Annotated in this window: 6 protein-coding genes; all 6 read left to right on the forward strand. The window is 30.3% G+C overall.

Annotated features, from left to right (window positions below):
* The first annotated feature begins 618 nt into the window (after positions 1-618).
* The 6 genes from murA (at position 619) to Q1X91_RS13450 (ending at position 9,314) form a co-directional block, all read left to right on the forward strand.
* A complete protein-coding gene (murA, locus tag Q1X91_RS13425) occupies positions 619-1,896 on the forward strand; it encodes a UDP-N-acetylglucosamine 1-carboxyvinyltransferase (RefSeq protein ID WP_300758560.1) in 1,278 nt (425 codons plus the stop codon).
* A gap of 20 nt (positions 1,897-1,916) precedes the next feature.
* Positions 1,917-2,765, forward strand: coding sequence for a flagellar basal-body rod protein FlgF (flgF, locus tag Q1X91_RS13430; RefSeq protein WP_300758563.1), 849 nt, complete (start codon positions 1,917-1,919; stop codon positions 2,763-2,765).
* A gap of 119 nt (positions 2,766-2,884) precedes the next feature.
* Positions 2,885-5,761, forward strand: coding sequence for a methyl-accepting chemotaxis protein (locus tag Q1X91_RS13435; protein WP_300758568.1), 2,877 nt, complete (start codon positions 2,885-2,887; stop codon positions 5,759-5,761).
* Between the two features lie 168 nt (positions 5,762-5,929).
* Entirely contained in the window at positions 5,930-7,039 is a 1,110-nt protein-coding gene (gene alr / locus Q1X91_RS13440) for an alanine racemase (RefSeq protein WP_300758573.1), read from the forward strand.
* A gap of 79 nt (positions 7,040-7,118) precedes the next feature.
* Positions 7,119-8,492, forward strand: coding sequence for a sodium:alanine symporter family protein (locus tag Q1X91_RS13445; protein WP_300758575.1), 1,374 nt, complete (start codon positions 7,119-7,121; stop codon positions 8,490-8,492).
* Between the two features lie 156 nt (positions 8,493-8,648).
* Positions 8,649-9,314, forward strand: coding sequence for a flavin reductase (locus Q1X91_RS13450; RefSeq protein WP_300758578.1), 666 nt, complete (start codon positions 8,649-8,651; stop codon positions 9,312-9,314).
* Positions 9,315-9,690: the final 376 nt, after the last annotated feature.

A 9,690-nucleotide genomic window follows, 5' to 3' on the forward strand; every position in this document is an offset into this window, starting at 1 on the left:
TATTTATTAATTAATTTGTATTAAAAAAAATCATTCTGCGTGCGTTAAGGAAACTTTTACTTTAAATCACGCTTTGGGCGGGCGTACTTTTTGAAGTGCGGGCTTGCTAGTTTAATTAAAAATAATATAAAAAAATAAAGCTTTTAAATCTAAAAGGGAGGGGATTAAAATAAAGTTTTAAAATTTACTCTCACCCCCCACCCTCTAAATTTTTAAGCATTATTATGTTATTTATAAATTATTTTTTATTTTTTAGCTTTTACTGTTATTAATAGCACCCACCCAAGCGATTTTTTAATTTAAAATATTACATGGCAAAACCCCGCAAATATCAAAATTTAAAAATTTATTTTTTGACAAACTGTATTTGTTTAGGTATATACTAAAACAATAAAGTTATACGGCATTATATCTCATAATTTATCAGTTAATATTTTGAGTACTTTTGAAACAAATCTAATATAAAAATAAGCAATAAATATTTATAATATTTTTTACAATTTTTAATCATAAATACCTAATAATTTACATAATATATGAACAAAAATTATTAAGCAATTTTGTATAATACCGAAGATATAGAAAGCAGAATTTTTATTCTTTAAAGGCGGAAAATATATGTATAAATATGTTATAGAAGGTTCAAATAATATTGGGGGAGTATTAAAGGTATCAGGATCTAAAAATGCATCCCTGCCTTTACTTGTGGCTTCTATTTTAACAGATGAGCCTATTATACTTCATAATGTACCCGATTTAGTTGATGTTCATGTTTTAATCGATATATTAGAGCCTTTAGGTAAGAAAGTAGATTTTAAGAATAATACTACTGTAATAATATCTCATAACGGAAAAAGTGAAGAAGCTCCTTATAAACTTGTAAAAAAGATGAGAGGCTCTATCATAGTATTAGGGCCTCTTCTAGCCAAACGAAAGCATTGCCTAGTATCATATCCTGGCGGCTGTGCTTTCGGACCGAGACCAATAGACTTGCATTTAAAAGGAATGGAGGCATTAGGAGCTAAAATAGATATAACAGCTGGATATATTGACGCTAAGGTAGAAAATAATCTTATAGGTGCTGATATGGATTTGTCTGGTAAGTTCGGACCTACAGTGTTGGGGACAGATAATGTCATGATGGCGGCATCGCTAGCAAAAGGAACTACTATTATACGAAATGCTGCTAAAGAGCCTGAATGTGTTAATCTTGTAGATTTGCTTAATGCTATGGGGGCAAAAATAACAGGCGGAGGCACTGATACTATTACTATAGAAGGTGTTGATTATCTTCATGGTGCTGAGTTTACAGTTATACCAGACAGAATAGAAACAGGTACTTTTTTAGCAATAGCAGCAGCTGGAAGAGGAAAGTTAAAATTAGAAAATGCAGAGCCTAAGCATTTGAGCTTTGTACTGGATTTGCTTTCAGATATAGGCTGCGATATAAAAACTACAGACACTACTATAGAAATTGATGCATCTAATAGAGAATTAAAGCCTTTTAAAGTAGAAACTTTGCCTTATCCGAAATTTCCAACAGATTTGCAGGCAATATATACAACATTAGCTTGTACAATTAAAGGTAAAAGCGAACTTATAGAAGGTATTTATCCAGACAGATTCAGCCATGTTCCAGAGCTTATTCGTATGGGAGCAGATATTGAGCTTAATACTTCTGATATAGTGGTTCATGGCGGAAAGAAACTTTCAGGAGCTGATGTACAGGCGAGCGATTTGCGTGCGGGTGCTGCTTTGGTTGCTGCTGGAGCTATAGCTGAAGGCGTTACAAATGTTCATAGGATTTATCATATAGAAAGAGGCTATGAGAATTTGGAAGAAAAATTAAAAACTATTAATATAAACACAAAAAGAGAAAAAGACGATATATTATAATAAATTAGGGGGATTATAAAATGGTAAGAGGCGTTTATACAGGTGCAAGCGGCATGATGGCCGAACAGGCAAGACTTGATGTAGTAGCTAACAACTTGGCTAATGTTGATAAACCTGGATTTAAAAGAGATACAGTAAGTTTCAAATCTTTTCCAGAGATGATGGCAGCAAGAACTGAAGATGACGGAGTGGTAATATTTCCGCTTGGTTCTACTGATGTAAGACCTTATGTAGGAAGAATGGGTACAGGTGTAGAAGTTAACGAAGTTTTCACAGAATGGGAGCAAGGTTCATTAAGAGAGACCGGCAATCAGCTAGATATAGCTTTGGGCGATAAAGGATTTTTTGCTATAGAGACACCTCATGGTGAAAGGTATACAAGAAACGGAAGTTTTTTAATAGATAAAGATCATTATCTTGTAACTAAACATGGTTATAAAGTTATGGGAGAAAATGGTTATATACAGATAAAAACTAATAACTTCAATATAGATGAAGACGGCAGAGTAAGTATTAATAGAAGATATCAGGACGGCAATACATTTGTACAGTTTAATGATAATGAATGGGAAGATGAAGATATACTTGATACTTTAAAAATAGTGCGTTTTGACAATGAGAGATATCTAAAGAAAGAAGGCGAATCTTTCTGGGTTGATACAGATATAAGCGGTCCTGCATATATAGCACAAAAAGGTGTAGACCGTCCTAAAGTATTATCAAGATTTTTAGAGATGAGCAATGTAAATCCAGTAAATGAGATGGTAAGAATGATAGAAGTACAGCGTGCTTATGAATTAAACTCTAAAACTATATCTACTCATGATACTTTAGTGGGAAGAGTAATAAATGAAGTAGGAAGAGTATAATTTTATACTGGTTCCGTTTTTTTGGTAAATAAATTTTGATAAAAAATAGACAATAATATATAATGGTATACTAAATAGAAGTGTTTATTCTATATTATTATTCATAAATAGAGGATATTATGGTTTTAGAGAAACTTAAACAACATGTTATAAGCAGACTTAAAGTTTTGACTATTCCAATCTACTTATTAATAGATATTGTAGTTTGGAATGTTATTTTATTTTTTATATATAAAGAAGTTCCGCAGATTTATGGAATAAAAATAATATTTGCTATAGTTTCCTTTACTTTCCTTTTTAAATATTTAAAAAGATGGAAATCTAATATAGAAGTAAAATTGGCACTTAGACTAATTCTAGTATTTTTTATAGTTTCATTAGCTGGAAGTATAATAGAAATTGGTATTTACTCTATTATTAATAAACTCTTCCTCTATACTACTATAATGGCTATATTTGCTGCTACTATTAATGCCTCTCTTTTGGCATGTGTGTTTATGCTTATATTTAAAATGTTTTCCCGTAATTTTGAATTAGAAGAAAATGTTGTTACTTTTTATATACCTCTTATAGCAAAATTAGGCTTTATAGTATATATGTTCTTCTCTATTTTAATATTCGCATTCCTTCTCAATTATATAACATTAGAAGAAAAATCATATCTTGATAGGGTAATCACTGATACTTTAAATGAAGTATTATATTTGAATGGCAGAATTAGTTCTTTTAATGATAATATAAAAAATGATATGAAGGCATATAAAGAGTTTATCTTAAATATGTATAATGGCAGAGATGTTATAAGCAAAGAAATAATACAGACAGAGTTCATTAACAGGCTTACATATTTTAATAATACTCTTAAAAATATATATGATAACATTTCATTAAATATAAAAGCAGAGTATCTTAATACAGATTTACCTTATTCTTTAACTATTTCTAAAGATGCAGGTACAGATAAATATACAACAAGAAGTTCTGATGCTTTATATATGCATAATTTCCTTGAAAATGAAATTGAAAATAATGATATAGTTATGAATGTTAATGTATATGACAGAAATAATATATTTATTTCATCTTATGTTACATTGAGATTATTTGGAAATGATATTGGGTATTTTATAGCTGAAAATAATATAGCAGGTATTTCAAGACTTATAAAAAATAATGATGTACTTTCTAAATGGTCTCATTTATTATACAGATTAGAAAATAAAGATATAATATTATGTTCAGACAGCAGATATATAGCAGAAAGTTCTTCTTCAATACTATCATCATCATCATTAGGATTAAGTACAAATCTTGAAAACTTTGAAAGTACAGTTGGCAGTAAAGTTTTTCAAATATTTCCTATAGTTTCTATAGATGCTAATAAATCTATAGTTATAGCTTCTTATATACCAGAACTTAATGTAGTTGGTTTATTTTATAAAGATATAAGCAGTATAGTTAAAGAATCTAATATAGACAGAAATATATTTTGGTATACTTCCATTCATATATGTTTATTTATACTATTATTTGCTATATATTTACTTATATTGAAACTTCTTTTAATATCTGTAAACAAAGCAAATGTATCTACAAGAGATCTTATAGGTAAAAACGGAGATTTGAGAAAAAGGATACCTTCAAAAAATAATGATGAAGTAGGACTTTTGGTTTATAATTTTAATTTGTTTTTATCAAGTTTGGATAATCTTATAGGCGAATTAAAACAGGAAAGCTATAAAGTTTTTGATGAGATAAAAGTAATAGAGAAAGTTATAGATGAGAATACTAATAGAATTAATGATCAAAGCTCAAGCATTACAGAGAGTGTAGCTAGTGTTAATAATATCATTACTTCTATACAGAATGTAACAAGTTCAACAGATCAGCAAAGGCATGCATTCTCATCAGCTTCTATTGCTGTAGAAGAATTACTGCAAACAATTTATAAAATTAATGATAATATGGAGCGTCAGTCATCAGCAGTAGAACAGACTTCTGCTTCTATTGAAGAGATGATATCAAATATTACTTCAGTGGCTAAAAGTGTTAATAAGGCGGATAGTTTCTCTAAGAAATTGCTTGTTGATGCTCATGACGGCGGTGATACAGTAGATGAGGTTATTGAAGCTGTAAGGGGTATTGAAGAAAGCTCTGACCAAATTAAAGAGATTGTTAACGTTATTCAGGGTATTGCAGAACAAACTAACCTTCTAGCTATGAACGCAGCTATTGAGGCAGCACATGCTGGAGAACAAGGAAGAGGTTTCTCTGTTGTTGCTGATGAAATTAGATCTTTGGCAGAGCATACAGCTGATAATACTAAATCTATTACAAACATCATTAAAGCTATTACAAAGAGAATAGAAGAGACAGTGGAACTTGCAAGCAATAGCGGTAAGTCTTTGGATAATATACTTGATATGTCAGAAAATACTGCTAGAGTTGTTTCTGAGATTAATACAGCCAACAGTGAACTTGAAGTAGGAGGAAGAGATATACTCGAAACTATAAGACACTTGAATAATATTACTACAGGTGTAAAAGAAAGTGTAAAAGAACAGATGAACAGCGGTGATGTGGTGGACAGCCAAATTACTTTACTTGACCAGATTACAAGAGAAGTTTCTGATATTATTGAAGCAAATAGTTCTGGGGCAAAGGAAGTTGTGCATGCTATGAGCTTTTTGAATGAGCTTTCTGTAAAAACTGTTGAGGGTAATAAAGAGTTTTATAATGCTACAAGTAAGTTAAATGAAATATTCAATAAGTTTAATGAGCTTATGAGCAAATTTATTACTAATGCTGACAATGTGGAAGAAAATAATAAAAAATCTGATGATAGTGAGGACATTTCAGTAGATAAGAAAATGGATATGGAATTAAAAAGTCTTGAAGAGGAATTCAAAAAAGATAATGAAGAGTTTAAAAATGATGAAGATGTTTTGCAAATGCTGAAGGACGATTATAAAAATCCTGAAATGTTTACAATGTAATTAATATTAATGTTATATATTATAGAGTGGGATATTATATATAATATCTCACTTTTTTTGTATGTTTTAAATAGAAAAAAATCACAATAATTGCCGATTAAAAATTACTTTAATTGACAAAATAAAAAAAATAGTTATACTAAAAAATATAAGGTTTGGAAAATAATTATGTCTAATTATACTATAGCAGAAGTGGATTTATCAATATTAAAGAACAATATTGAAATTATACGTTCTATAGCAAATGGAGTAAAATTACTAAATATAGTAAAGGCTGATGCCTATGGGCATGGTATAGCAGAGATTTCAAAGGCTTCAGAGAGATTTGGAGCAGATGCTTTAGGAGTTGCCACAGTAGAAGAGGGTATAAAAATAAGAGAAGCAGGAGTTAAACTTCCTATAATTGTACTGTTTCAGCATTTTAAATATGAATCAGAATTAGTATGTAAATATGATTTGATTCCTATTATAAGTAATGATGAATGTTTGGAATATTATGATAAATATTTAAAAAAATACGGCGGTTCTTTGAAACTATATATAAAGGTAGATACTGGGCTTAACAGAATGGGGGCAAGAGCTGAAGACGTTTTGTACTTAGCTAAAAAAGTTTTATCTTACAATACTTTAAGTATAGAAGGGATAAATACACATTATGCAGCTGCTGATATGAATGATGATTATTCTATTGAGTTTACCAAAAGACAGATAGAGATTTTTAATGGTGTAATAGATACTTTGAAAAATAATGGAATAGTAATAAATAATGCCCATACAGCAAACTCTGCTGCTTTGGTATCATATAAAAATACATATTTTGATATGGTAAGAGCTGGTATTATATTATACGGATATATTTGTGATGACTCTTATGATTTGGGTATTAAACCCATACTCAATTTGAAATCAAGGGTACTTTTGATTAGAAAAATAAAAAAAGGGGAAAGTATTTCATATGGCATGACATGGACAGCTGACAGAGATACCAATATAGCTGTTGTGCCTATAGGTTATGCAGATGGGGTGTCAAGAAAATTATCTAATAATTGGGAAGTAAAAATTAATGGTAAATATTATCCTTTACGCGGAAGAGTGTGTATGGATTCTATCATTATAGATATAGGTAATAATGATATAAAAACTGAAGATGAAGTTTTGATATTTGGTAATGATAAAAGACTTAATGCTAATACTTTAGCTAAACGAATAGATAGTATAAGTCATGAAGTATTAGTTAATATAGGAGAGAGAGTTACTAGAGTTTATAAAAATGACTGATAAAAAATAATAATATTTTCAACAAGGAGTTATACCAAAAATATATAAAAAATAAATTAATTAAAAAAAGGAGAGTATTATGGTAGAAATGATAGCAAAAATTAACGGCATCATTAATAGTTTTGTCTGGGGTCCAGTAATGCTTACGTTACTGGTAGGAACAGGAATCTTCTTAAGTATTAGGACAGGTTTTTTACAAATAACCCAAATTCCTTTATGGGTAAAACATACTTTCGGAGCATTAGCGAAAAAACAAGACCCAGACGATAATATTACCCCTTTCCAAGCGGTTAGTACAGCATTAGCTAGTACTGTAGGAACAGGAAATATTGCAGGAGTTACCACTGCTATTGTAGCAGGCGGGCCCGGGGCTTTATTTTGGATGTGGTTTGCTGCTTTCTTTGGTATGGTCACTAAGTACTCGGAAGTACTTCTAGCTGTATATTATAGGGTAAAAGACAGTGAAGGTCATCACCATGGAGGACCTATGTACTATATATCTAAAGGTGCTAATCTTCCTTGGCTTGGAAGTATATTTGCTGCTTTTGCTGCTTTGGCTTGTTTCGGTGCTGGAAACATGACACAGACTAATGCTATGGCTGCTGTTGTTAATCAAAACTTTGGAGTTCCTCATATAGTAACAGGTATCATAGTAGTTGCTTTAACTGCTGTTATAATCATAGGAGGTATTAAAAGAATAGCAACTGTTACAGAAAAATTAGTTCCAGTAATGTGTGTTATATATATAGCTGCAGGCATAGTTATACTTGCTATGAATGCTGATAAAATTCCTCATGCTTTTCAGCGTATATTTCAGGAAGCATTTTCTTTGAAACAAGTAGGTGCTGGTTTTATGGGATACACTATTATGATGGGTATGAAATTTGGTTTCGCACGCGGTGTATTTTCTAATGAAGCTGGTTTAGGTACTGCTCCTATGGCTCATAGTGCTAGTAACTCCAAAAACCCTATAGAGCAAGGTTTATGGGGTATATTTGAAGTACTTATTGATACTTTCTTTGTTTGTACTTTAACTGGACTTATGGCTATCATATTCTTAGAAATGAATCAGGGTACTAAATTAAATGGTGCTGAATTGATTTCTGCTTCTTTCGGATCTAATTTGGGTAAAGCTGGTTCTGTAGTTCTTACTATTTCTTTAATATTATTTGCCTTCTCTACTTTTGTAGGTTGGTCGCATTATGGTGTTGTTGCTTTAGGATATCTTACAAAAAGAAATAAAATTGCTTCCATTTCTTATAGAATAATATTTTTAGTAGTTGGTGTTATAGGTGCTGTTAGCCAATTAGATTTAATTTGGTCTATAGCTGATACTTTGAACGGACTTATGGCTATACCTAACTTAATTGGTCTTTTAATTCTTTCTCCAAAAATTGCTCAGCTTACTAAAGATTATTTAAAGGATCCTAATTCTACTAGAATGAAAGATTAATAATTTATAATAAAAATTGTATTTTATGTAAAGAACTCCCCGCTTAAACTATAAGCGGGGTTTTTTATTATTTTTTATTTTAAAATTACTATTTAGTATTGATTTTTTATAGATTTAATATATAATTAGTAATTATTATTAATAAGGATAGCTCTTATGAATACTTTTGCTTTAACTAAACTTTCATATGGAATGTACATTTTAACTACTCTTGACGGAGATAGACCTGTAGGCTGCACTATTAATACTTCTACTCAAATAACTTCTGAACCTACAACTGTAATGATTAGTGTTAATAGAAATAATTATACTAATGAATGTATAAAGAAAACTGGTAAATTTGCTCTTTCTATTCTTTCTGAGAAAAGCGATTCGGTTTTAATAGGCGGATTTGGATTTAGAAGTTCTAGGGATAATAATAAATTTGAAAACGTTTCTTATGAGATGAAAGAAGGGTTTCCTATAATAAAAGCAGCCAATGCGTACTTAATATGCAAAGTGGTTAATACTTTAGAAGTTCATACTCATACTATATTTATAGGAGAATTAATTGATGCCGATATATTTGATAATGAGGCTAATTCTATGACATATGCCTATTATCATAATGTAGTTAAAGGCAAAACTCCTCCTAATGCTTCTACTGCTAATGCGTACAAAGAAGATAAGAAAGAAGAAAAAAAGGAAGAAATTAAAGCTGTTTACAGATGTAAAACCTGCGGATTTGAGTATAAAGGCAGTGTTCCGTTTGAGGATTTACCTAGTGATTGGGTATGCCCTATATGCGGAGAGCCTAAAAGTAATTTTGAAAAAATCTCATAATAATAAATCAAACTAATTTTTACCCCAATTGGCAGTGCATTAATATGTACTGCCTTATTTGTTTATATAAGTATTTTATTAAGTTTTTTATACATAATTAGTATATACTTAAACAATTATAATTTGTCAAAATTAGTTTTTATATTTTTATTATTTTCGGGGACTAGCCCTGCGAAGCACAAGTCGTGCCAGCTCTGCATGCCGACGAAGTCCAGCGAAAGGCTACATTTCAGGCTAAATTTAGTAATTTATTCTATATATAAAACATAATTAGTACTATTTAGTATTATTTTAGACTTGCACTTTCGCGAAGCGTGCCTTTGGCAGCAACTTTTTGCGGCGGGAAAAAGTTGAATAAAAAAATTGACAAACTTAA

Origin of the sequence: uncultured Brachyspira sp., assembly GCF_949287625.1 — a bacterium.
Lineage (GTDB): Bacteria > Spirochaetota > Brachyspiria > Brachyspirales > Brachyspiraceae > Brachyspira.